The sequence below is a fragment of the Allokutzneria oryzae genome (assembly GCF_042429765.1).
GTDB lineage: Bacteria > Actinomycetota > Actinomycetes > Mycobacteriales > Pseudonocardiaceae > Allokutzneria > Allokutzneria oryzae.
On record NZ_JBHLZU010000009.1, the window covers coordinates 320125 to 343075 of the forward strand.

Annotated in this window: 19 protein-coding genes and 2 pseudogenes; 10 read left to right on the forward strand and 11 right to left on the reverse strand. The window is 71.3% G+C overall.

What is annotated here, in order from left to right; all coding sequences use genetic code 11:
- Nucleotides 1–81: 81 nt before the first annotated feature.
- Nucleotides 82–543, forward strand: coding sequence for a hypothetical protein (locus ACFFQA_RS10930; protein ID WP_377851644.1), 462 nt, complete (start codon nt 82–84; stop codon nt 541–543).
- A 349-nt stretch (nt 544–892) separates the two neighbouring features.
- Here ACFFQA_RS10930 and ACFFQA_RS10935 read toward each other — a convergent pair whose 3' ends face one another.
- From ACFFQA_RS10935 to lanL, 5 genes are all read right to left on the reverse strand, one after another.
- A complete protein-coding gene (locus tag ACFFQA_RS10935) occupies nt 893–2533 on the reverse strand; it encodes an ATP-binding cassette domain-containing protein (protein ID WP_377851645.1) in 1641 nt (546 codons plus the stop codon).
- A gap of 3 nt (nt 2534–2536) precedes the next feature.
- A complete protein-coding gene (locus ACFFQA_RS10940; RefSeq protein WP_377851646.1) occupies nt 2537–4144 on the reverse strand; it encodes an ABC transporter ATP-binding protein in 1608 nt (535 codons plus the stop codon).
- Between the two features lie 93 nt (nt 4145–4237).
- Nucleotides 4238–4375, reverse strand: coding sequence for an ALQxL family class IV lanthipeptide (locus tag ACFFQA_RS10945; protein WP_512699654.1), 138 nt, complete (start codon nt 4373–4375; stop codon nt 4238–4240).
- Nucleotides 4320–6116, reverse strand: a complete 1797-nt coding sequence (locus ACFFQA_RS10950) for an alpha/beta fold hydrolase (RefSeq protein WP_377851648.1) — start codon at nt 6114–6116, stop codon at nt 4320–4322. The genes ACFFQA_RS10945 and ACFFQA_RS10950 overlap by 56 nt, the downstream gene beginning before the upstream one ends.
- On the reverse strand, nt 6113–8845 hold the full coding sequence (lanL, locus tag ACFFQA_RS10955) for a class IV lanthionine synthetase LanL (RefSeq protein WP_377851649.1): 2733 nt from the start codon (nt 8843–8845) through the stop codon (nt 6113–6115). The genes ACFFQA_RS10950 and lanL overlap by 4 nt, the downstream gene beginning before the upstream one ends.
- A gap of 257 nt (nt 8846–9102) precedes the next feature.
- Here lanL and ACFFQA_RS10960 point away from each other — a divergent pair, with 257 nt between their 5' ends.
- Nucleotides 9103–9792, forward strand: a complete 690-nt coding sequence (locus ACFFQA_RS10960; RefSeq protein WP_377851650.1) for a response regulator — start codon at nt 9103–9105, stop codon at nt 9790–9792.
- On the opposite strand, the gene ACFFQA_RS10965 is transcribed toward ACFFQA_RS10960, so the two are convergent.
- Entirely contained in the window at nt 9726–10985 is a 1260-nt protein-coding gene (locus ACFFQA_RS10965) for a sensor histidine kinase (RefSeq protein WP_377851651.1), read from the reverse strand. The genes ACFFQA_RS10960 and ACFFQA_RS10965 overlap by 67 nt on opposite strands.
- 227 nt (nt 10986–11212) lie before the next feature.
- On the opposite strand from ACFFQA_RS10965, the gene ACFFQA_RS10970 reads away from it, so the two are divergent.
- Nucleotides 11213–12061: an SDR family oxidoreductase gene (locus tag ACFFQA_RS10970; protein ID WP_377851652.1), complete on the forward strand. Its 849-nt coding sequence runs from the start codon at nt 11213–11215 to the stop codon at nt 12059–12061.
- Between the two features lie 200 nt (nt 12062–12261).
- Nucleotides 12262–12579, forward strand: a pseudogene (locus ACFFQA_RS38035) (IS5/IS1182 family transposase); the annotation flags it as partial.
- Between the two features lie 182 nt (nt 12580–12761).
- On the opposite strand, the gene ACFFQA_RS10980 reads toward ACFFQA_RS38035, so the two are convergent.
- On the reverse strand, nt 12762–13349 hold the full coding sequence (locus ACFFQA_RS10980; RefSeq protein WP_377851653.1) for a CGNR zinc finger domain-containing protein: 588 nt from the start codon (nt 13347–13349) through the stop codon (nt 12762–12764).
- A gap of 174 nt (nt 13350–13523) precedes the next feature.
- Between ACFFQA_RS10980 and ACFFQA_RS10985 the strand changes: the two genes are divergently transcribed.
- From ACFFQA_RS10985 to ACFFQA_RS10995, 3 genes are read left to right on the forward strand one after another with little or no spacing between them, the layout of a single operon-like run.
- Nucleotides 13524–13976 carry a VOC family protein gene (locus tag ACFFQA_RS10985; protein WP_377851654.1) on the forward strand — a complete coding sequence of 151 codons (453 nt, stop codon included), beginning with the start codon at nt 13524–13526 and terminating at the stop codon, nt 13974–13976.
- A gap of 27 nt (nt 13977–14003) precedes the next feature.
- Nucleotides 14004–14903 carry a pyridoxamine 5'-phosphate oxidase family protein gene (locus ACFFQA_RS10990; RefSeq protein WP_377851655.1) on the forward strand — a complete coding sequence of 300 codons (900 nt, stop codon included), beginning with the start codon at nt 14004–14006 and terminating at the stop codon, nt 14901–14903.
- A 10-nt stretch (nt 14904–14913) separates the two neighbouring features.
- Nucleotides 14914–15105, forward strand: a complete 192-nt coding sequence (locus ACFFQA_RS10995) for a ferredoxin (protein ID WP_377851656.1) — start codon at nt 14914–14916, stop codon at nt 15103–15105.
- Between the two features lie 101 nt (nt 15106–15206).
- On the opposite strand, the pseudogene ACFFQA_RS11000 reads toward ACFFQA_RS10995, so the two are convergent.
- A pseudogene (locus ACFFQA_RS11000) lies at nt 15207–15348 on the reverse strand (IS701 family transposase); the annotation flags it as partial.
- Nucleotides 15349–15446: 98 nt separating this feature from the next.
- On the opposite strand from ACFFQA_RS11000, the gene ACFFQA_RS11005 reads away from it, so the two are divergent.
- Together ACFFQA_RS11005 and ACFFQA_RS11010 are read left to right on the forward strand one after the other, a co-directional pair.
- On the forward strand, nt 15447–15758 hold the full coding sequence (locus ACFFQA_RS11005) for a hypothetical protein (RefSeq protein WP_377851657.1): 312 nt from the start codon (nt 15447–15449) through the stop codon (nt 15756–15758).
- 47 nt (nt 15759–15805) lie between these two features.
- Nucleotides 15806–16729 carry a nucleotide disphospho-sugar-binding domain-containing protein gene (locus tag ACFFQA_RS11010; protein WP_377851658.1) on the forward strand — a complete coding sequence of 308 codons (924 nt, stop codon included), beginning with the start codon at nt 15806–15808 and terminating at the stop codon, nt 16727–16729.
- On the opposite strand, the gene ACFFQA_RS11015 is transcribed toward ACFFQA_RS11010, so the two are convergent.
- The 3 genes from ACFFQA_RS11015 to ACFFQA_RS11025 form a co-directional block, all read right to left on the reverse strand.
- Entirely contained in the window at nt 16701–18083 is a 1383-nt protein-coding gene (locus ACFFQA_RS11015; protein ID WP_377851659.1) for a cation:proton antiporter domain-containing protein, read from the reverse strand. The genes ACFFQA_RS11010 and ACFFQA_RS11015 overlap by 29 nt on opposite strands.
- 88 nt (nt 18084–18171) lie before the next feature.
- Nucleotides 18172–20337 (reverse strand): AfsR/SARP family transcriptional regulator, encoded by a 2166-nt coding sequence (locus ACFFQA_RS11020; protein WP_377851660.1) that lies wholly within the window; start codon nt 20335–20337, stop codon nt 18172–18174.
- A 283-nt stretch (nt 20338–20620) separates the two neighbouring features.
- Entirely contained in the window at nt 20621–20848 is a 228-nt protein-coding gene (locus ACFFQA_RS11025; protein ID WP_377851661.1) for a hypothetical protein, read from the reverse strand.
- Between the two features lie 191 nt (nt 20849–21039).
- On the opposite strand from ACFFQA_RS11025, the gene ACFFQA_RS11030 reads away from it, so the two are divergent.
- Nucleotides 21040–22923, forward strand: a complete 1884-nt coding sequence (locus ACFFQA_RS11030; RefSeq protein WP_377851662.1) for an acyl-CoA dehydrogenase family protein — start codon at nt 21040–21042, stop codon at nt 22921–22923.
- Nucleotides 22924–22951 lie beyond the last annotated feature (28 nt).

Here is a 22951-nt window from a genome sequence, read left to right on the forward strand (position 1 = left end):
CGGAGACGGCATTGTGGCGCAGCCGTGACACAGCAGCCGTGACACAGTGGAGCGATGGGAGTTCGGCTTCTTCTTGTCGGTGTGAGCGCGTTCGTTGTGCTTGTCGGTTGTGGACAGCAACCGCCTCAGCAGCACCAGATCGCGACCACCACCCCGGCGCCCTCGGCGCCGCACGACGAGAACAACCCTGGCGACGGCGCTCCGCACCACCGGGAGAACAACTCGTGGAAGCAGCCGCGTGAGCTGTCCGATGAGGCCAAGAAACCGATCGAGGCCGCCGCGGAGCAGATCCGGCCCGCGTTGGAGAAAGTGCGCGACGCCAAGGACATCACGCCGGAGTCGGTGCGACGCGTGCTGACCGGACTCGGTCACCGCGCCGAGGCCGTCACCGTCGAGGCCAGTTCGAACGCCGGAATCGTGGTCTACGGCGTCTCGGTCGGCAACGGTTGCGTCAACGGCGACGTCCGCGCGGAGCGAGTGCTCGCCCAGGTCACCGGCCCGGTGGCCGAGTGGGGCTGCATGCCCGTCCGCGACCCCCACTAACCGCCCACTCCCCCCGGGTTTCCCGCCGCACTCGGCGCTCGCGGACCGAGCACCGCACGGGCATCCCACACGAAGCGACACCACCCCACCGACCTCCCACCCCTCCCCCTCCCTCCACTCCCTCCACCCCCTCCCCCGGTCCTCCCACCCCCTCCACTCCCTTCACCCCCTCCACCCCCTCCACCCCCTCCACCCCGAAGCCCACCACGCACGCCCCTCCTTTCGCGTTTTGTAGCCTTAATGCGATTTGGGAGCGCTCTTTTGCACATCAAGGTGACAAAACGCGAAACCCCGGCCACGCCAGCGCAGGGGATCGGCGGAGGACCGCGCTGGGCGCGTTCTGGCGGGCCTATCGCGATCTGGGGACGGTCTCCTGCGCGCCGAGCGCACACAACGTGAAGACGCGGCGGGCGCGGTCGGCGGAGGCGAGGCGGTGGGCGACCACGATCAGGGTTCCCCGGCGCGCGGCGAAGGCGCGCTCCACCCGGTCCTCCGCCGCCGGGTCGAGCTCGCTGGTCGCCTCGTCCAGGATCACCACCGTGGCGCGGGAGAGGTAGACCCGGGCCAGCGCGATGAGCTGGCGTTCGCCGCCGGAGAGCGCCGCGGCGTCCACGACGGCCGAGTAGCCGCCGAGCCGGTCCACGATCGGGCGCATCCCCAGGGCGTCCGCGGCGTGGTCCAGCTCGGCATCGGTGGCCTCCCGCGCGAGGTAGCGGAGGTTCTCGCCGAGCGTGCCGACGAAGACGAACGCCTGCTGCGGGATCAGCGCGACCTCGCCGCGGTCCACTGACGTGATCGGGACACCGCCCAGCAGCACGCGCCCCGTGTCCGGCTCCTCGACCCCCGCGAGCAGCGCGGCCAGGGTGGACTTGCCGCTGCCGCTCGCGCCCACGATCGCCAGGTGGTCGCCCGCGGCGATCGCCAGGTCCAGCTCGCGCACGACCGGCTCGGCGGCCGCCCCGTAGGAGAAGGTCAGCCCCTCCGCGATGACGTCGCAGCCCTCCGGGAGCGCCGAGTCGCGGACGGTGGGCGGAGGCGCGGCGGTGGTCTCGGCGATGCGGGTCAGTGTGACGGCGAGCTGCGTCCAGAGCCCGCTGACCGTTCCCGTCAGCATGCGCAGCGCGGGCAGCAGGTGGGCGGTGACGTACGTCGCCGCGCCGACGAACTCTCCTGGCGAGAGCACCCGGGAGCCGAGCAGCCACGGCCCGAAGCCGATCAACAGCAGCAGCGGGACGTAGCCGCCCGCCATCGTGAGCAGTGCCCGGACCGCCTCGACCCTGCCCTGGGCGGCACTGGCCGCCGCGTGCCGCTCGGCGGCGTCGATGACCGGTTCGGCCGCGCGGTCCTGGACGCCGAGCGCGGTGATGTCGCGCAGGCCCAGCAGTACCTGGCCGGAACGGGCGGCGACCTCCTCGTCGGCGAGGACGACCTCGCGGCGGCGGCGAGCCAGCGCGCGGACGGTGAACGGGAACGCGACGAGCACCACCAGCAGGGGCACGCCCATGATCAGCACCAGGCTCGGCGCGAGCGCGACGAACCCGGCGACCGCCGCGACCAGGGTGAGCACCATGGGGCGGACCGTGCGCAGCAGCGCCCCGGTGAGGCCGCGTGCCTGCTCGACCTGGCCCGTCAGCCTTCCGACCGCCGCCGAGTCCACAGTGGAGCTGTGGCTGGAGCGGCTGTCGGCCGCGCGGTGGATCGTGCCGCCGACGACACGGGAGACCAGACTGTCGCGAAAGGACTCGACGACCTCCGAGAGGAGCGGGAAGACCGCTCGTTCCGCCAGCCCTCGCACCACGTGCAGCGCCGCCAGCAGCGCGAGCCAGGCCGTGCCGACCATCGGCGAACCGACGAGAAAGCCTTGGTCGAGCGCCGCCGCGATCACCAGGCCGGAGGCCAGCGCCGGAGCAGCCTCCACTGTGGACAACGCGGCGACCCGCAGCAGCACGGGCCGTTGTGAGCGCAGATGGCGCAGCAGCAAGGAACTCATCCGTCACTCCCCGAAGACCGCGCGGTAGTCCGGATCCGCCCACAGCTCGTCGTGCGTGGCCACCGCGCGAACCGAGCCCTGCTCCAGCCAGGCGACGAGATCGCAGCGCTGCGCGGTTTCCGCGCGGTGCGCGATGATCAGCCTAGTGCGCTCCGAAAGCCGCGTGGTGATCGCCGCACCCACCTCGGCCTCGGTCACCGCGTCGAGCCCCGAGGTCGCGTCGTCGAGCACGTAGACGCGGGAACGTCGCACCAGTGCCCTCGCCAGTCCGACGCGTTGCAGCTCGCCACCTGACATCGGCGCATCAGCCAACGGCGTGTCGTACCCGAGCGGCAGGTGGCGGATGAACGAGTCGGCGCGAGCGGCCTCTGCCGCGTCGACGACGTTCGGATACCTTGCGCCGTAACCGATCGCCTCACGAACGGTGGTGCCGAGCAGCACGGGCCTCGCGAAGGCGTAGGTCACCGCGCGGCGCAACACCGACCACGGCAGGTCGCGCACCGACACACCGTCGAGCACCACGTCTCCACTGGAGGGATCACAAAGCCTGCCAACGGTTTCCGCCAGCGTGGACTTGCCGGAGCCGCTTCGGCCGACGACGGCCATGGCCACGCCTGCCGGGACCGTCAGGGTGAGTCCGTTGAGCACGCGCCGCTGTCCGCGGATCACGGTCACGTTGGTGAACCTCAGCGCTCCCGGGCCGTGCAGCCCCATCACCGCGCCCGCACGAGGTGGCTCCTTGGCGAGGACCTCGTCCAACCGGGACGCGCCCGCTTTGGCATAGCCGAGTTCCAGCACGCTGTCGATCTGGTCGAAGCCCGCGCTGGCCAACGACAGATACCCCACCACAGCAAGGAGTTCGCCCGGTGTGAGTTGTCCACCGGCGACTCCCCACCCCGCGACGGCGAGCACCAGGACCTCGCTCAGCGCGACCAGCAGCCCCATCGTCCACACGGCTCCGCGCTGCACCGACCACAACGCCCTGCCGCAGGCGGACAAGGCGGGAAGCGGACTCAGCACACGGGCGGTCTCCCGGTCGGCGGTGCCGAACGCGCGAATCGTGCGAATGCCGGTGAGTGCGTTGAGAAGCCGGTCCGCGAGCTGGGACTGGACCTGGAAGTACTCGCCCTGCGCACGGGTGACGTCGCCGAGGAACCGGCGGGCCAGCAGCAGGACCACCGGGACGGAGAGCAGGAACGCGAGGCCGCAGCGCCAGTCCACCAGCCACAGCAGGACGAGCCCGCCGACCGAGCCCGCCGCGCCCGCCACGACGCGGACGATCATGAACGGGGCCTCGGCGGTCTCCGCGCTGGCGTGCACGACGCGGGAAACCCCGTCACCGGCGCTCAGGCCGCCGCGCGGGCCGAGCGCGAGCAGGTGCCGGACGGTGCGGACCCGCAGGGCGCACGTGCGGCCGCCGATCGCGGCGGCTCCCAGGAGCGCGACGGCGACCTCGCACAGCGCGCCGCACCCCAGGACGAGAGCGAGTGCGGTGAACCCTCTGGTGCTGCCGGAGATCACTGAGTCCACTGTGGACGAGATCAGCGCGGGAACGGCGAGCAGCACGACCGCCCGCCCGGCGATCGCGGCGCTGTATCCGGCGAGAAGCACGCTCACCCCCGTTGGACGTCGTTGTGGGTGACCCCCGAGGCGTCGGAGCCTGAGCTCCTCGGCTCCGACGCCCGCGGGGTCACTCCCGCCGGATCACTCCGGCAGGCGGGTGGCGATGCTGGTCCAGCTGCACGTCCAGCTGCAGGTGCGGCCGCAGGCGCTGAGCTGCGACTCCTCAGCGGGAAGCTCCTGCAACGCGTCGAGTTCGAGCTCCATGGTGTCCACCTCCATCGTTGTTCTTCTTGCCCACCGCGGTCGGTGAGTTCCTGGGCTCGGCGACGAAGGCGACCACCGCCGAGGCGACGGGGTCGGCGGCTGCGTCGCCGAGCACGAAGTGCCCGCGTTCGGGCAGTTCGTAATAGGTGCAGTCGGGGATCCGGTCGGCCAGCGCCCTCGACTGGCCGACCGGAATGGACTCGTCGAGCGCGCCGTGAGCCAGCAGCACCGGCACCCGGATCTCCCGCGCGAGAAGGGACAGGTCCTTCTCGGTGGCCTGCCCGCCGAGCCGGTCGATCATGGCCCGCACCGCGTCGGTGGTCTCTGGGTACAGCCCGCGCGCCGACAGGAACGGCGCCACAGCGACACAGCTGGACCACGCGGCCGGTTCGGCGGCGGCGGCGAGCAGGGCCAGGTGCGCGCCGTAGCTGACGCCGTAGAGCGCGGGCAGCTCCGCGTCGCCGCGCTCGGCGGTGACCCTGGCCGCGACCTCGCACACGTCGGCGAGGTCGGGGCCGCCCCAGTCACCGTTGATCGCATGGGCGTGCGCGGCGCCGTACCCGGTGCTGCCGCGCTGGTTGAGCGCGACCACGCTCACCCCGGCGGCGACCAGGCTCTGGAAGAACCGGTCGAAGCCGAACCGCCACTGGTCGGCGGGACCGCCGTGCAGGGCGATGACGACCTTGTCGCTGGTCCGCCAGTCCGGGCCGTGCACGACCGCTTCGATCGGCCCGGCCGGGCCGGTGAACGTCTCGGTGTGCCCGCGCGCCCAGGCGCCTTCGGCCCGTGACCAGTGCACGGTGTCGGGGTTGGGGACCCACACGAAGTCCTCGGGCCGCGACGGCGTCGACGCGGTGATCCACAGACCGTGCTCGGTCCACGCCGCCTGGCTGCCCAGCGTGCACGGTGGCACGTCGACCTCACGCGTCGAGCCGTCGCGGATGTCCAGCAGCACCAAGCCCGATCGCGCACCCCGGTTGACCACGAGCGCCAGCAGCGACGCGGTCGGGTCCAACGCGACCGGAGTCGCCGGACCACCGAGGTCACCGGGTTCCGGGACCGTCCACACTGGAGCGCAACCGTCCCTCAGCGCCAGGCCCAGCCGGTTCCCCTCGGCAACGAGCAGCACGTCACCGGCGGCCAGCACGGCCGAGCAGGACCGGCTCTCCGTCGGCAGCACGCTGCGCCCGGAGACCGGGTCGATCAGCACCGGCGTCCGCTCGCCCGACTCGATCGCGGTGAACAGCAGGTCCTCTCCGGCGACGACGCCGCCGGACAGCGTTGTCGGCAGGGTGCAGACCACTTCCAGCCACGGTTCCGCCGCGCTGATCCGGAACAGCGTCGTGGTGCCGTCCGGCCGCGAGCTCACCGCGCATCCGGCGAGCAGGTCGGCGGCGGGTGGCGCGGGCAGCAACCGCAGGTTGACCGGCAGGTGCACGCCGAGCTTGGTCCAGCGCCCCTCGTGCAGCAGCGCGAAGCTCTGCCCGTCCGGCTGGTAGGAGGTCAGCAGCACCCGCCCGTCGTCCTGCGGGACCGCGAGCGTCGCGGTGGCGGCGGTGGTGACCGGCCAGCGGTCCAGCCGCGCCGGGCCGTCCTGGTCCAGCGCCCACAGCTCGACGTAGGCGTGGCCATCGTCGTCGGTCGCCAGGCACGTGGCCCGGTGGCCGCCAGGGGAGAACCGGACGTTGATCCGCGACACCACCGGCGAGGAGTCCGGCTCCGTGCTGAGTGGACAGTCACTGGGCATCTCGGTCATGAACGCTCCCCCTCGGGCATCCACCAGCGCGGTCCGCCGTGCCGCAGCCGCAGCAGGAAACCGAGCGCCCCGGCCAGGCCGGTGCCGTAGTCGACGGTGACCGTCAACCGTGTCTCATCGGGCAGGACGAGAAGTCCGTCGCGTTCGGTGGCGCGCACCGCCATGCAGGTAGCGAGCTCCTGCGCCCACTCCGATCCGAGGTCCAGCAGGAAGTCCCCGTTGCCCGCGAGACCGTGACAGGCCACAGTGGACGCCGACCACCGGCTGCGCCGCACCGCAACGGCGGCTTCCTCGGCCAGGCAATGGTATTCGGCGATCCCGGTGGCACGGCCGAGCCGGAGCAGGAAGGTCCCGACTCCGGAGGAGCCGCTGCACCAGTGGTAGCGCATGTCGGTGTCGTTCTCCGCGATGCGCTGGTCGGTCCGCCAGTACGCGCTGGTCGAACCGTCCTCCCACTCCTGCCGGACGGCGGAGACCAGCAGCGTGTCCCCGGCGGCGCGAGCGGCCGTGAGGTAGTCCTCGCGACCGGTTTCCTCCGCCGCGGCAAGCAGGAACGCGCCCACCCCCGCGACCCCGTGACCGAATCCGTAGTGCCGGATGCCCGCGAGGTTGGAGTCGAAGTCACGCGGAACCGGCCAGAACACGCCTTCGTCGGTGCTGACCGACGCGCCCAGCACACCGTCGGCACAGTCCACGACCCGTTCCAGGAACTCCGTCCGCCCGGTCGAACGCCAGAAGTGCAGCTGCGCCAACCCTGAGCCGGCCGCCCCATGGCAGACATCGGGGTTCGGCCAGCGCACCGGCAGTCTCAGTGCCAGTTCGACCGCGTGCTCAGCGAGTGTGCCGTCGTCGAGATGCCTTGCCGCGTCGAGCAACGCCCACGCCGTGCCAGACCGTCCGAAGTGGAGTCCGGGAAGCAGCTGCGACACGGCGTCACGGCGCTCGTCGATCCACGCCGCCACCTTCGCGACGCCATCGCGCAACGCCGGGGTGCCGAAAACCTCACTGGCCCTGGTGAGCACACCGAGCACTCCGGCAGCGCCGTGCTGGACGTTGCACGGATCAGTCTGCTCACCGAAGTCGTTGCTCGGCCACAGCCGTTCCCCGGCGTTGTCCATGGTCCGCAGGATGTGCGCGAGACCGTCTTCCAGCAGCCGGTCCGCCTTGCACTCCGGCAGGTCCACAGTGGACAAATGCTGCGGCATGTCCACCAGGTACATCGCCGTGCGCTCGAGCGACCACCGCTCACCGGGGTCAGTGGTGGTCAGCCCGAGCACAACGGGCGCGAGGGCACGCGCGGACTCGTTTCGCCCACCGACCGCGCGCATCACCTCGGCGAGGCGTTCCCCGTGCGAGCGGCCGCCCCGCGGCTCGTCGGGGAACGCCGGGTCGACACCGGTTGCCAGGTAGAACAACACGGTGCCCAGGGAGTACAGGTCAACCGCCATGTCCGGAGCGGGACCGTGCTTCGGCGCGGTCACCGCCTCCGGGGCCGCGTAGCCGGGGGTGTAGGCGAGGTAGGTCCACTCCCCCGGTCGCGCGGCGATCTCCGGGTCGATGAGCTTGAGCTCGCCCGCCGGGGTCAGCATCACGTTGCCAGGGGTGAAGTCGCGGTAGACCACGTCCCTCGCGTGCACCTCGGCGAGCAGTGCCGTCAGCCTGCGGGCGAGGTCCAGCGCGCGGGACAGCTCAAGCCCGCGCCCGTCGCCGTCGCGCCCGAAGGTGGCGTACACCCACTGGCCGAGGCTCTGGCCGTTGACGGCGGTCTCGGCGAGGAACACGTGCTCGTCCTGCTCGAACACGTCCACGACCTCGGGCCCGAGCCCCTTGAGCTCGCGCAGCATCCGAGCCTCCCGGCGCAGCGCGTCCCGCGCGTCCTGGCCGGTGATCAGCGCGCCGATGTGGGCGCGTGCCTGCTTGATGATCACCTCGGAGCCGGTGCGCTGGTCGAGCGCGCGGTACACCCCGCCGCGCGCGGCGTGCCGGATCGCTTCGCGCACGAGGAAGCGGTCGTTGAGCACGACCGGTGCGCGCGGGCGCGGCGGCGGGGGCGGTGTGATCACCCCGCCGACCGGGATCTCCGCCCAGGCGGGCGGGGTGAACCAGGGAGACCGGGCATCCGGGACCGGGGTGCCGTCAGGAGCCTCGATCCTCGCCTCGTGCACGCCGTCGTTGGTCAACGTGGGAACCCCGGTGAAGGCGCCGTAGCGGTAGTGCACGACACTGCCGGCGCGGACCGGCCGGTCGGAGAGGATGCGCGGGCCCGGCAGCCCGGCCGTCGCTGCGTCCAGCCGCTGCGCGAGGTCGCGGAAGTGGTCGTCGTCGGCCGGGTAGGCGGTGATGAACTTGCCCGCCTGGGCGCGGTGGTAGCGGCTGGAGGTCAGCTCCTCGACCTTGCCGAGGTCGGCGGCGAACTTGAACTCGCACCCGGCTTCGACCAGCACCGTCGCGGCGCGGTGCAGCACGAGCGCCGCCGAGAGCGGGGTCGCCGAGACGTGCAGCTTCCAGCCCTGGACGCGGGCCGTGCGGGCCGGGGGCCCGACGCGGCACCAGAACCCGGCGGCCGAGACCGACCAGTCCCCTCGGCCCTGCTCGGCGAGGACGAGCTCGGCGAGCGTGCGCAGCGGGAAGCTCCCGAGCCCGGCGGCCGGGTCTCCGGTACCCGCGGCGGAGAGCTGGCTGCGCCGGACGAGGCTGTTCCTGTCGATCATGGCGTCGGACTCGCGCATCGCTCTACAGCCCCTTTCCGGTCGCGTTGTCACGTCCTCGAAGCGATGGCAGAAGCCTGCATCGGCACCGCCGCAAGGGCATCGCCGCTGTTTTGGGGTGTTGACCCGGCGGGTCCGGCCGTGTAGGTCACCCGCCCGGCCGCCCCTATCCCCGAGCTAGGGGTGGGGGATCCCGGGATCGCGGATATGATGGGACGGCCGCGTCGGGGCGGCGATCTTCCTTCCAGGACAACGGAAAACGGCCACTGGAGTACAGCGTGATCACGGTGTCGGCTGTGGACGACGACCAGATGCTGCTAGACGGTTTCACCGCGTGGCTGACCAGCTGCCCCGACCTCCGCATGGTGACGGCGGCGCGCACGGTGGACGAGCTGCTGCGCGAGGAGGCGGACCCGGCCGACGTCGTGGTGCTCGACCTGTTCCTCGCCGACGGCTCGGACCCGGTGCGCAACGTCCGCAGACTGGCCGAGCTGGGCCGGAAAGTGCTTGTGGTCAGCGTGGTTCCGCACATGACGCACGGCATCGACGTGGTCAGGGCTGGCGCGCGCGGCTTCCTCACCAAGGACCACGACCTGCGCACGCTCACCGAGGCCGTGCGCGCGGTGGCCAGGGACGGCGTCGCCCACTCCCCCGAGCTGGCCTTCGCGTGGGCCAACGACTGCGGTCCCGACCGACCACGACTGTCCACACAGGAACGCAAGATCCTGGTCGCCTACGCCTCCGGCATGACACTGGCCGCGGCCGCCAGGCGCGCGGGCGTGCAACCGGCGACGGCGAAGAAGTACCTCGACCGGGTCAAGGAGAAGTACTGCCAGGTGGGTCGCGCGACCTACACCAAGATCGACCTGGCCAACCGGGTCCGCGAGGACGAGCTGGACCGCTACCCGCGCGGCTGCTCCACCAGCCCGGTGTCGTCGAGGGTGGCCTCGATCCGGCCAGCGGGCTGACGGGACCAGCGCAGCTCGACGCTGGTTCCGTTGCCCGGCATGGAGAACAGCTCGAGCTCGCCGCCGATCTCCACCATCCGCTCGCGCACCGACCAGCGCAGCCCGAACCCGAGCGCGCCGCGTTCCTGGTCGAAGCCCTCACCCCGGTCCACCACGCGCACCACGAGCGCGCCGTCCTCGTGCGCGATGGTCACCCACGCCTGGTCGGCGCCGGAGTGCTTGAGCACGTTGTTCAGCGCCTCGCGGGTGGCTCCGACGAACGCGGCGACGACGCGGCTCGGCACCGCACCGGGGATCTCGCCGTGCATGTAGTGCACCCGCAGGCCCGCCTCCTCCGCCTCCCTGATGAGCGCGGTCAGCTCCTCGCCGAGCCCCGCAGCGCGTTCGGACCGGTCCTCCAGGATCAGCCGCCGGACGTACTCGGCGTCCTTCGCGCATCGTCGCCGGACCTGTTCCTGCCGGTGGTCCAACCCTCCGCGCGCGATGGCGGTCAAGGTCGCGAGAACGGTGTCGTGCAGTTGCCTGTGGTGGTCGATGCGCTCCTCGAAGCGAGCCCGGTCCCGCTCCACCGCGACACGTTGCGCGACGGCGTCGTCGAGCGCCTTGGACTGCCTGCACAGGTAGTGGCGCATGAAGAACAGCAGCAGCGCGAACCACACGCAGCCGTTGAGGTGGCCGACCAGGCCGGGGAACAGCCGCGCGTCCGGCCCGACCTGCTCGGTCAACGCGACCACGTAGCCCAGCATCGGGATCAGCGACGCGAAGACGGCCTGGCGGCCGGGCAGCATCGCGCCGATGAGCGCGGCGGTGGCCAACGCGTGCTTGGGGGACCAGTTCATCGAGGTCAGCTCGACACCGGGCGGGCAGTTCGCGGTGACCACACCCAGCAGCACGCAGGACAACGCGATGTCCGCCCACACCATCCACCGCGGGAACCAGCCGCGCTTCCACGCGAAGAAGACGAAGACCATCGTCCACAGCACGGCGACGGACAGCAGCACGCCGTTGAGCACCTGGCTGCGGAAGCTCATCGCGGCCGGGTTCGTCGCGTTGACCCCGGCGAGCACGAGGTAGCTCATCCGCTGCCCGATCAGGATCAGCGCGAGGAACCGCAACGCCCGGTGCTGTCCCGGCTGGGCGACCAGGTACGTCGGGTCGCCGAGCGCACGCACCCGCTGCAACAGCGAAGCCATCGTCCCCCCAGGAAGCGGTCGTGCGCGAAGCAGCGCACTCCGTGACCGTCGCATAGCGCACCCGCTTCGCTACGCGGGAGACCCGATCGGCGTCCACCGGTCGATGCACACGGATAAAGCAGTTGAGGGGCTTTGCGCTTCAAGGGCGACTCCGGTCGCCTCCACTTGGCGGCATCGGGTTCGTCCGACCCGTGCGGGGTGATCAACCGGCATGCTTCACTTCGTCCGTGCGCATCGAGTCGGGTCAGGTAGCGGTCATCACCGGGGCGGCACAGGGCATCGGCGCGGCGCTCGCCTCGGAGCTGCTCGCGCGGGACGTCCGGGTCGTCCGGCTGGACCTGTCCCAGGAAGCGCTCGACCAGGCGGCGCCGGACCTGCCCGGCGGCAGCATCGCGGTGGTCGGTGACGTCAGCGACCCGCGGGTGCTCTCCGACCTCGCGGGCCGGACCCTGGACCACTTCGGCCGGGTCGATCTGGTGGTCAACAACGCCGGGGTCCGCGACAACGGCGACCCGGTCTGGCAGATGCCAGCGCACGAGTGGCAGCGGGTGCTCGGCGTGAACCTGCTGGGCGTGGTCAACGGGATCAGGGCGTTCGTTCCCCACCTGATCGAGGCGGGCGGCGGGCACGTCGTGAACGTCGCCTCGCTGGCGGGGCTGGCGGGCGCGCCGATGCAGGGCGCCTACGCGGCGAGCAAGCACGCGGTGGTGTCGGTCTCGGAGATCCTCGCCGCGGAACTGGCGCAGACCGGCGCGGCGGTCGGTGTCACCGTGGCGTGCCCCGGGCTCGTGCGGACCTCGTTGGTCGCGGACCTGCTGGCGGCTCCGGACGCCGAACCCGGCTCGGCGGTCTACGAGTCGCTCGCGAAGAGCTTGCCGAAGGACCGGCCCGTTGAGGAGTTCCTGCGCGACATGCGCGAGCTCGTGTCCACGGCGATCGACGCTTCCACTGCGGCACAACGGATTCTGAGCGCGGTCGAGAAGGACCTGCTCTACGCGCTGCCCAACGGGGACCTGGAGGACACGGCGCGGGAACGAGCGGAGCGAGTGCTGAGCGCCCTCGACAACCCGTGGTGACACCAGGAGCGTGTCTCGTTTGGGATGGGTTGTCTCGGCGGTTGGTGCCGGAAGAGCTGCGGGCGTTGGCGGAGCCGTTGATTCCCCTGTGGGGCAACGCCCCACAGGGCGGCGGGCGTGCGGCGACCGAGCCTCGGGCGGTGTTCAACGCGATCGTGTGTGCACCTGGCGGCATCTGCCGCCCTCGGTCGGGGTCGCGGCGCACCATGGTCACGGCCATCCCGCGCGTCCGCTCCCGCCGCGGGCCGCGACGGCGCAAACCCGCCAAGCTGCACGCGGACAAGGCATACGACGTCCGTTCCTGGCTGCGCGAGCGCGGCATCGCCGTGCGCATCGCCCGCAAACACATCGACTCCTCCGAGAAACTGGGCCGGCACCGCTGGGTCATCGAACGCACCATCGCCTGAGCCCCCGGCTACCGCAGACTCACCCTGCGCTACGAACACACGGCCATGCACCACCTCAGATTCGCCACCCTCGCGGCGACCCTGACCTACTACAAGAACCCCTCCAAATGAGACACCATCTCAGGTCGCGCCCCGCAAGCGGTAACGCACCTCGCCACCTCCTGGCGCCCTCATCCGCGCGCCCCTCGTTTCGCGTTTTGTAGCCTTAATGCGAAATGGGAGCGCTCTTTCGCGCAATAAGCCTACAAAACGCGAAAACCCCGACCACGCCGACCAGCGGACGACGGGACCGGCTACTCCGGCTTCGTGGAACGGTGCCGCTGGTAATGGCGGGCGGCACGGGCGCGATTGCTGCACCCGGGGGAGCACCACCCTCGACGCGGGTGGTCCTTGCTGAAGTAGAGCACGCATCCCCGCCCGTGACAGGCTCGCAGCGTGACCGCGTCCTCGGTGAACAGGTGAGCAGCCGCCAGGCCGAGCAGCGACAGGACGTGTTCGGCGCCGTGAGCGGAGGTCGTCCAGTCCAGTGCCAGGTCGGTGCCGCGCCGGACCAGCAGCGGTGTCCTGGCCACGGCGACGGAGTTGAGGTCGGCGATCGCCGTGTCGAGATCCTCGGTGGCAGAGGCCGCCGCGGGCCGCTGGTCGTCGGTCACATGGGCGGCGATGCGGCGCAGCGCGTCGCGCAGGCGCCGGAACGCGTGAAGATCCTCGGAGTCCACTGTGGACCCGATGGTGAAGCCGGACCGCCGGAGCCACTCGCCAAGGCCCTGCGGCGCGTCCAGGTCGTCGTGGCGGCCGTCGCGGTCGGCCCAGATCGTGTTCATCAGCCGGATCGGCAGCGGCTCGGCCGGGAGTGGGTAAGCGATCTCGTCGGCGCTCACGTGCCCTCCTCGTCCTGGCGACCTTCCGATGCTAGCTCGCCCCGGGGGCGCGAGAGGCTCCGCGTCCTCTAACGGTTGATCTGTTGACAATCGTTAGAGGACGTGTGAGGGTTGTTCTAACGCAAGAGGTTCAGCCAAGCGTTAGAATGCTCCGAACTCGATCCGGGAGGACCGATGGGCGCACCTGCCCTCAAGGCCGGGCACGTCGGCATCAACGTCACCGACCTCGACCGCTCCACCGCCTTCTACCGCCGCGTCCTCGACGTCGACGTGCTCGGCTCCAGCACTGAGGCCGACCGCCGGTTCGCCTTCCTCGGCAAGGACGGCACGCTGCTGGTCACGCTCTGGCAGCAGAGCGGCGGGGCCTTCGCCACCGACCGTCCCGGGCTGCACCACATGTCCTTCGAGGTGCCCGACATCGCCGACGTGCACCGGGCGGAGAGCACCCTGCGCGAGCTCGGTGCCGAGATCCTCCACGAGGGCGTCGTGCCGCACGGCGAAGGCGCGTCCTCCGGCGGCGTCTTCTTCCACGACCCCGACGGCATCCGGCTGGAGATCTACGCGCCCAGCGGAGCCGACACCGCGACCGCGCCCACCCCTGGCGCTCCGACCTGCGGCTTCTTCTGACCCCTTCCCGTCACCACCCCGCTCCTCGTGGAGGTTCTCGTGCACCACCCCGGTGAACAGCGGCTCCAGCTGAGGTCCGGAGTCCCCGGCCCGTGGGGGTCGACACAGGTCGGGCCGGACGTCCCGCCGGTGGCCGCCGAGTTCCTCCTCTCCCAGCGCCTGGTCGTCATCGGGGCCGCCGATGACGACGGCGCGGTGTGGGCGGGGCCGCTCGCCGGTCCGCCCGGCTTCGTCCGCGCGGTGGGCGATCGGACCGTCGTGGTGGACCGGCAGCCGGTCCACCACGACCCGCTCGCCACCGTGTTCGACGCCGACCGGGACGTCGGCATGCTGGCCATCGAACCGGCGTCCCGGCGGCGAATGCGGGTCAACGGTCGTGCCCGGCAGAACGGCGACACGCTCGTGCTGCGCACCGAGCAGGTCTATTCCAACTGCCCCAAGTACATCCAGACCCGCACCGTCGTGGACGGCGACGACACCGCGCCCGCAGCGCCCGCCGCGCGCTCGTCAGCCGGGCTGGACGCGGACCAGCGGGCGTGGATCAACGCCGCCGACACCTTCTTCGTCGCCTCGCACGTGCCCGGCCTCGGCGCCGACGCCTCCCATCGTGGCGGCAACCCGGGTTTCGTCACCGTCGCCGACGAGCGGAGGCTCAGCTGGCCGGACTACGTCGGCAACTCCATGTTCATGACCCTGGGCAACCTCGAACTCGATCCTCGCGCCGGGCTGCTGTTCCTGGACTGGGAGCGCGGTGCCACGCTTCAGCTCACCGGCCGCGCCCGCACGGACTGGGACCAGCGGCGGGCGGCCACAGTGCCGGGTGCGCAACGCGTCGTCGACTTCGAGATCGACCGGGTCGTGGAACTCACCGGTCCCGCCCTGCCGCGGTGGGCCTTCGGCAAGTACTCCCGATTCAACCCCACGTGAAGGAAGTCCGATGCGCGTCCATGTCGACCGAGAGCTCTGCGAGATCCACGCCCAGTGCGTCTTCGCCGCCCCGGAGGTCTTCGACCTCGACGCCGACGACGAACTGGTCTACGACCCGGCCCCCTCTGCGGGGCAACGTGAGCCGGTCCGGCAGGCGGTGCAGCTGTGCCCGGCCCGCGCGATCACCGTCACTGAGGGATGAGGCGTGGCCCCACTCGTCGTCGGGGCGCGGCCGCGCTGGTGTGAAGCGGCGTCACGACGAGACGTGTCGGGTGGGGATCACGATGATGCGATCCATGCCGAAGCAACCCCGGCGGAGGCGGAGCCCTTCTTCACAAAGCCGGTCTCATCGACGATCAGCACACAGGCCGTCGATGGCCAGTGTCCAACCGTTCTCCCGTTCGGTTTCGCTGAGCAGACCTCGCACATACGACCGCATCTGCCGCCATCTCCACCAACACAGCAAGATCAACTACCAGATGCCCGCGTTGGATAACAACCTGTCGTTGCGCTACTAAGGTTGTAGCGAGCGGAGGAGGCGTTATGCGGCGGTGGTGGGCTGCTCTGGGTGTCGCCGTGGTGACGACGGGAGTGGGGATCGCGGTCAACGTCGCAACCGATCTCGGGTCGAACGTGTGGGCGTGGGTCGCCGTCGCGGTGCTCACGCTGGCCGCTGCCGGGGTCGCCGTATGGACCACACAGACCACACCGGCCGCACAGGCCGCACCGGCCGCCGACAAGCAGGCACCGCAGGTGCGCAACTCCATATCCGGCAACGTCACCGGGTCCGTGGTCCAGGCAGGGCACATCGAAGGAGACGTGCGCCTCGGCGAGCGGCACGAGCCTCAGGACTGAGCCATACCGCTGGTATGTTCACCGTTCGACCAGACCGGGGAGGCGCGGTGGACCGTGGGCGGCGGCACGTGCTCTTCCTCGGGGAACCGGCAGCCGAGGACATCCACCCGGTGCTCGGCGTCGTCGAGGAACTGCTCAGCAGGGGTATTCGGATCAGCTACGCGACAGGTGAGCGGTTCGCCGGACTGGTACGGGCGAGCGGAGCCGACGCCCTCGACGTCCACACGGCGCTCAGTGAGAGCGCACCTCACCTCGTCGTGTACCAGTCAGGCGCCGCAGAGGCAGCACGGAACCTCGCCCGGCACTGGGATGTTCCCGTAGTCGCCATGCACACCGGCATCGCGCCGAAAGACGACGCGCGCGAGGCGGAGGAACCCGCAGTCGTGTTCGTGCCAAGGGCGTTCCAGCCCGATCAAGAGCACTTCGGGGACGAGTTCGCGTTCGTGGGACCGAGCGTTTCCGGGCGCTTCTACACCGAGGCGCGATGGCGTCCGCCCACGAGCGAGCCGGTGCTGGTCGTGCGGCCCGACGGGCGGGACGAGGTGCTGGCGTGGTGTGCCGACGCCTTCGCCGACCAGCCTTGGCATGTCGTCGCCGACACCGAGGACGGTTCCGGGCTTCCGGCGAACTTCGAGGTGCTGCGCGACATTCCCGCGCTCGCAGTTCTCCGGCACGCCGCGGTGCTGCTCTGCGGCGGCAGCCCCGCGAGCGTGCTCAGCGCGGCGCACCAAGGGGTTCCGGTCGTCGTGGTCGCGGGCACCGCCGACCAGCGCACGGTGGCCGAGCAGGTGACCCGGCTCGGACTGGGACGCGTGATCCACACCGCGCGGGAGTTGCCGGAGGCCGTGCTCGGCGTCGCGGAGGACGGCGCGGCCATCGCGGACGCCAGGCGGCTGCAGCGGCTCGTGCTCGGTGCCGGGGGCACCGAGGGCGCCGCCGACGTCATCCAGGCGTGCCTGCTCTGCGACTGAGCAGCTGCATCAGCGGGCCGGTCGCCGCCGTGGTGACCAGCGCGATCAGCACCAGGATCGTGAAGCCGAGCTCGTTGACCAGCTTGTACTGCAGGCCGATCGTGGCGAGCACCAGCTCGGTGACCCCTCGGCAGTTCATCAGCGTGCCGATCCGCAGTGAATCCACTGTGGACATACCGGCGAGCTTGGCGCCGCCACCCGCGCCGATGAACTTGACCACGCTGGCCACGAGGAGCAGGCCGAGGAACAGCAGCCACGGCGTCACACCGCTGAGCAGGCCGAGCGAGGTGCTCAGGCCGACACCGGCGAAGAACAGCGGCAGCAGGATGGTGACCGCGAACCCCTGGAGCTGCTTGCTGATCCGCTCCACCGCCGCCGAGTCGCGCGGCACCACGACACCGAACAGGAACGCGCCGATCACCGGGTGCAGGCCGATCACCTGGCTCAGCGAGGCGAACCCGATCGCGCCCGCCGCCAGCACCGGCAGCAGCAGCTGCTCACCGGCAGGGGTGCGCTCACACCTGCGCACCACCGCGGCCAGCGCCGGGCGCACGCACAGCGCGGTCACCAGGACGAACGCCGCGGCCATGCCCATGACCGCCGCCACCGAGCCGCTGCCGCTGATGCCGGTCAGGGCCAGCAGCACCGTCAGCGCCGCCCACGCCGCGCCGTCGCCGACCGCGGCGCAGGTCAGCGCGAGCCTGCCGATCGCGGTGTCGTCGATGCGGAGGTCGACCAGGATCCTGGCCAGCACCGGCAGCGCGGTGATCGCCATCGCCAGGCCGAAGAACAACGCGTAGGCCGTGGTGCTGCCGAACCGGCCCGCGATCACGCCCTCGGCCGCCAGCGCCGCCGCGACCCCGGCGACGAACGGCAGCCCCATGCTGCCCGCCACCGTGGTCCACACCGCCTTCCGGTGCGCGCGCACCTGGTCCAGCCGCAGCTCGCAGCCGAGCAGGAACATGAACGTCACCAGCCCGAGCTGCGCGGTGACCTGGAGGGTCGAGAGCACCTCCGCCGGGAACAGCCACGCCCTGCCGGAGGGCCACAGCACGCCGAACACCGAGGGCCCGAGCAGCAGCCCGCCCAGGATCTCCCCCACCACCGGCGGCTGGTCGAACCGGCGCAGCAGCGCGGCGACCAGGTGGCAGACCAGCACGATCACCGAGACCGCCAGCAGGAACCTGGCGATCGGGTCGAAGCCACCGTGCGGTCCGGTCTCGCCGGTGAACAGCTCCCGGCCCCACACCGCGAGCACGACGCCGAGCGCGAGCAGGCTGCCGATCGCCCCGAGGGGAGCGGCGCGTCGCCTCGCGGGTCCGCCTCCGACAGGTTTGGCTGCGTGCAGGGTCATCGTCAGATCCGTTCCCCCGTGGTGTGGTCACGTCAACCCTGACGAGCGTCCTTTTCGTCTCGTTATCGCGTCGCGTCATCGCGTCGCGTCAGCTGGCGAGCTCTCCCAGCAGCTGCGTCAGCTGCCGTTCCTCGGCGCCCACCCGCGACCCCGCGAGCACCGCCTGCGCGCAGGTCGCCAGGTTCCACGCGAGCAGCACCAGTCCCATCCGCATCGACTGGCGCACAACGGCGAGCACCGCGTGCCGCTCGGTCCGCATCCACCGCGCCGGATCGCCTGCCAACTCGCCGACCTCCTCCGGCGAGAACCAGGTGGCGACGCGGCCGGGTGGCGCGAAGGCGCCCATCGCCGACTCCCGCGCGGCGCTCGCCAGGTCCAGCCAGGCGCCGAACGCGCGCTCGCACGCCGCGGAGCGCTCGCCGGGGTTCTCCTCGATGATCGCGCACTCGTTGGCGAACACGTGCAGCAGCGGGTTGACCCGGTACCGCACCGATCCGTCCACTTCGGACAGCTGGACCTCCAGCAGGTGCGCGTCGAGCAGCTCCTCCAGCAGCTTCTCCGCCTCGGGCACGCCGCAGTCCAGCAGTGCGGCGCCCGCCCACGCCGCGAAGTGCGGCACGTCGAGCACGCCGATCCTGCGGAAGAGCCGGGCGGCGTCCGGGGAGAGCCGGTGGTAGCTCGGCTCGAAGGCCGCGCGCAGCCCGCCGCGCTCGCCGACGCTGAGCTCGTCCAGCCGCCTGCGCCGGTCCTCCAGCAGCCGCACCAGGTGCGCGAGGTTCCAGTGCGGCTTGGACAGCAGCCGCGCGGTGGCGACGCGCAGCGCGAGCGGCAGGCCCGCGCACAGCTCGGCGATCCTGACGGCGTCGGCGGGGTCGCCGCCCCCGCCGGGCGCGGCGACGCGGCGGACCAGCTCCGCCGACTCCTCCGCACCCAGCCGGCCGAGCCGCAGCCGCACCGAGCCCGGGCCGCCGAGCAGCTCGGAGAGCTGGTCGCGCCCGGTCACCAGCACGCAGCAGTCGCCGTCACCCGGCAGCAGCGGACGGACCTGGGCGTAGGAGGCTGCGTTGTCCAGCACCACGAGCACACGTTTGCCCCCGAGGAGACTGCGGTACAGGGCGGCGCGTTCGCTCAGCTCGACGGGGATACCGGCGTCGGTGACCCCGAGCGCCCGCAGGAACCCGGCGAGGACGTCCAAAGAGGACAGCGGAGCGCGGTCGCGGTCGTAGCCGCACAGGTCGACGAAGAGCTGCCCGTCCGGGAAGCGCGCGGCGACGCGATGTGCCCACTGCAACGCCAGCTCGGTCTTGCCGATGCCGGGCATACCGGTGATGTAGCCGACCGGAAGCGCGGAACCGTTGTCCGACAACGACAGCAGACCGTTCAGAGTGGACAGCTCGGCCTGCCGCCCAGCGAACCGGGTGGTGCTCGGCGGCAGCTGCGCCGGAACGACCCTGGCCTCCACCGCCACGGGTGCGAGGTCCTGGACCACCGGCGTGAGCACGGGGTCGTCGCACAGGATCGCGTCGTGCAGCTCGCGGAGCACCTTGCCGGGCTCCAGGCCGAGCTCGTCGACGAACAGCGCGCGCCCCTCCCGGAAGGACTCCAGCGCCTCGGCCCTGCGGCCGGAGCGGTACTGCGCGAGCATCAGGTGCGCCCGCACCTGCTCGCGCAGCGGATGCTGTTTGACCAGGCCGGTCAGCTCGCCGATGAGCTCGCGGTGCTCCCCGGCCGCGAGCCGCAGCGCGGTGCTCTGCTCGTAGGCGGTGAGCCGCAGCTCCTCCAGTCGCGCCGCCGCAGGCTCGACGAAGCGGCCGGTGACCCCGGACAGCGCCGGGCCGCGCCACTGGCCGAGCGCCGCGGCGAAGGACCGCGCGGCGTCGCCGGCGCGGCCCTGCTGCTCCAGCCGCTGCGCCTCGTCGATGCGCCGCTCGAACTCCAGCGCGTCGATGCGGTGCCCCTCCGGCAGCAGCAGATAGCCGGGCGCCCTGGTCACGATCACGTCGTCGGCGCACCCCGCCGCCTTGAAGGTCTTGCGCAGCCCGGCGACGCAGATCGCGATCTGGGTGCGGCCCGTCGCCGGGGGCCGGTCGTCCCAGACCGCTTCGACCAGGCTGTCCACCGAGACGACGCGTCCCGGGGACAGCAGCAGCATCGCGAGCACGGTGCGCTGGCGCTGGCCGCTGATCGGGACGGCTACACCGCCCGAGGCGACCTCCAGCGGTCCGAGCACGGTGAAATCCAGACGGTCGCCCATTGAACCCCCAGTTCCCGGGAAACCTGCGTGCCAGTACCAATGTCGGTTGTACTTCGGTGCACATGCAGTTAAGCACGTTCCGATGCCCGAAATGATCGATTGGCCAGCGAGCTCCGATCATCCGGTGGTCACGGTTGCATACTTTCCCAGCAGGGAAAACATGCAGCGTGCGTACCGCGGAAGTTCAGATCGGGCCGCCGAAGGAAGAAAAAACCCACATATCAGATTCTCCGATATCTGCCGACCTTTCGGGCTAGTGCGCTCGGCCGAATCCGCGCGCGGGTCAGACGGGCTCCTCCAGCAGCCGCTGGATCTCCGACACCCTGCGGTTCACCTGGGTCAGCTCGGCGTGAAGGGTGTGGTGCCCCTCCGTGTCGCGAGCGCGGACACGCGCGTACTCGGCAAGGGCTTTCAGCCTCAGCCCACGTAAGCACAGCAGCCGTTCGGCGACCCACACGATGGTTCCCCCCGCGACGAGAGCGAGGGCCATCCGTCCGGTCTCGTTCCCCATGGCGCCTCCTTGCCTCGCGCGCCGCCGGGCCGGCGCGGTTCCGAGGGAAAAGTTATCGAGTCGTATTTTCGTCCGGATATCGCCGTTACTGCCCATTGGATGTCGTCGCGTCCCGTTGTCCCTGCGATAACGGAATGAAAAGGCGCTGTCCTACCCTGCGCGGCCGCGCGGACCGGGGCAAGCTCTTCGCCATGAGCACCCCAGCAGCACTGCGCGCCCTGCTCGACGGCAGGTGGTCCGACCTCCGCGAGCGCACCCGCAGGCAGCTCGGCGTCGTGGAGCTGCCGCCGCACGGACTGGACCGCGAACGGCATCGCGAGCACGTGCTGCGCCAACTGCGGGTGCTCGCGTCGGCGGGCCACCCCAGCACCGGGTTCCCGGTGCGCTTCGGCGGCGGCGGGGACCTCGGCGGGTCGGTGGTGTCCTTCGAGATGCTCGGCTTCGGCGACCTGTCACTGATGGTCAAGTCGGGCGTGCAGTGGGGCCTGTTCGGCGGCGCGGTGCAGGCGCTGGGCACGGAGCGGCACCACGAGCGGTACCTGCGCGAGATCATCGAGCTCGACCTGCTCGGCTGCTTCGCGATGACCGAGTCCGGCCACGGCTCCGACGTCCAGCACCTGCGCACCACCGCGACCTACGACGCGGCGGCGGGCGAGTTCGTCGTGCACACCCCGGAACCCTCCGCCCGCAAGGACTACATCGGCAACGCCGCACGGGACGGGCAGGTCGCCGTGGTGTTCGCGCAGCTGGTCACCGACGGCGGCGAGCACGGGGTGCACGCGCTGGTGGTGCCGATCCGGGAGCCGGACGGGTCGCCGTGCGCGGGCGTGAGCATCGAGGACTGCGGCGAGAAGGCCGGGCTCAACGGGGTGGACAACGGGCGGCTGTCCTTCGACAACGTGCGCGTGCCGCGCGAGGCGCTGCTCGACCGCTACGGCCACGTCGCCGAGGACGGGACGTACTCCAGCCCCGTCGACGGTGCGAACAAGCGGTTCTTCACGATGCTCGGCACGTTGGTGCGCGGCCGGATCAGCGTCGCGGGCGGAGCGCTGAGCGCGGCCAAGAAGGCGCTCACGATCGCGGTTCGGCACGGTGAGACCCGCAGGCAGTTCACCAGGCCGGGCGGCGGCGAGGAGGTCCCGATCCTGGACTACCTCGTTCACCAGCGGCGGCTGCTGCCCGCACTCGCGACCACGTACGCGCTGCACTTCGCGCAGGAGGAGCTGGTCAGCACCCTGCACGAGGTCCTGGGCGGCGAGTCCGACGTGGACGACCGGCGGCAGCGGGAGCTGGAGTCGCGGGCGGCCGGGCTGAAGGCCGTGGCCACCTGGCACACCACCCGCACGATCCAGGAGTGCCGCGAGGCGTGCGGCGGCGCGGGCTACCTCGCGGAGAACCAGCTGCCGCAGCTCAAAGCGGACACCGACGTCTTCACCACGTTCGAGGGCGACAACACGGTGCTGCTCCAGCTCGTGGCGAAGGGACTGCTCACCGGCTACCGCGACCACGTCGGTGACCTGGACGCCCTGGGCATGGCGCGGTTCGTCGCCACCCAGTTCGTCGGCGTGGTCATCGAGCGCACGGCGGCCCGGCCGCTGATCGAACGGCTGGTGGGCGCGGTCTCCGGCGACGACCTACATGACAGGGGATGGCAGCTCAAGCTCTTCGAGGACCGCGAGGAGCACGTGCTCGACGGCTTGGTGCGGCGCTTGCGGGCGGCGGGCGACGGCGACGCTTTCGAGGTGTTCAACGACGCGCAGGACCACGTGCTGCGCGCGGCCCGGGTGCACGTGGAGCGGATCGTGCTGGAGGCGTTCGTCGCCGCGATCGACCGCTGTCCCGACACGGAGGCGGCGGAGCTGCTGGAGCGGGTGTGCGACCTGCACGTGCTCTCCGCCATCGAGGCCGACGCCGCGTGGTTCCTGGGGCACGGCAGGCTCACCCCGGCGCGGGCGAAGTCGGTGACTGGCGCGGTGAACCGGCTCTGCAAGCTGCTGCGGCCGCACGCCGCAACGCTGGTCGAGGCGTTCGCCGTTCCCACAGAGTGGATCACCGCGCCGATCGCCCAGCGGTGAAGCTCACTGTCGCTGCGCCTTCGGCGGC

Coding starts and splice junctions, on each gene's coding strand:
- ACFFQA_RS11005 (WP_377851657.1), top strand. CDS start 15,447: ATGCGGCGGTGGTGGGCTGCTCTGGGTGTCGCCGTGGTGACGACGGGA.
- ACFFQA_RS10935 (WP_377851645.1), bottom strand. CDS start 2,533: ATGAGTTCCTTGCTGCTGCGCCATCTGCGCTCACAACGGCCCGTGCTG.
- ACFFQA_RS10945 (WP_512699654.1), bottom strand. CDS start 4,375: ATGGAGGTGGACACCATGGAGCTCGAACTCGACGCGTTGCAGGAGCTT.
- lanL (WP_377851649.1), bottom strand. CDS start 8,845: ATGCGCGAGTCCGACGCCATGATCGACAGGAACAGCCTCGTCCGGCGC.
- ACFFQA_RS10950 (WP_377851648.1), bottom strand. CDS start 6,116: ATGACCGAGATGCCCAGTGACTGTCCACTCAGCACGGAGCCGGACTCC.
- ACFFQA_RS10985 (WP_377851654.1), top strand. CDS start 13,524: ATGGGCGCACCTGCCCTCAAGGCCGGGCACGTCGGCATCAACGTCACC.
- ACFFQA_RS10965 (WP_377851651.1), bottom strand. CDS start 10,985: ATGGCTTCGCTGTTGCAGCGGGTGCGTGCGCTCGGCGACCCGACGTAC.
- ACFFQA_RS11020 (WP_377851660.1), bottom strand. CDS start 20,337: ATGGGCGACCGTCTGGATTTCACCGTGCTCGGACCGCTGGAGGTCGCC.
- ACFFQA_RS10995 (WP_377851656.1), top strand. CDS start 14,914: ATGCGCGTCCATGTCGACCGAGAGCTCTGCGAGATCCACGCCCAGTGC.
- ACFFQA_RS11025 (WP_377851661.1), bottom strand. CDS start 20,848: ATGGGGAACGAGACCGGACGGATGGCCCTCGCTCTCGTCGCGGGGGGA.
- ACFFQA_RS11015 (WP_377851659.1), bottom strand. CDS start 18,083: ATGACCCTGCACGCAGCCAAACCTGTCGGAGGCGGACCCGCGAGGCGA.
- ACFFQA_RS11030 (WP_377851662.1), top strand. CDS start 21,040: ATGAGCACCCCAGCAGCACTGCGCGCCCTGCTCGACGGCAGGTGGTCC.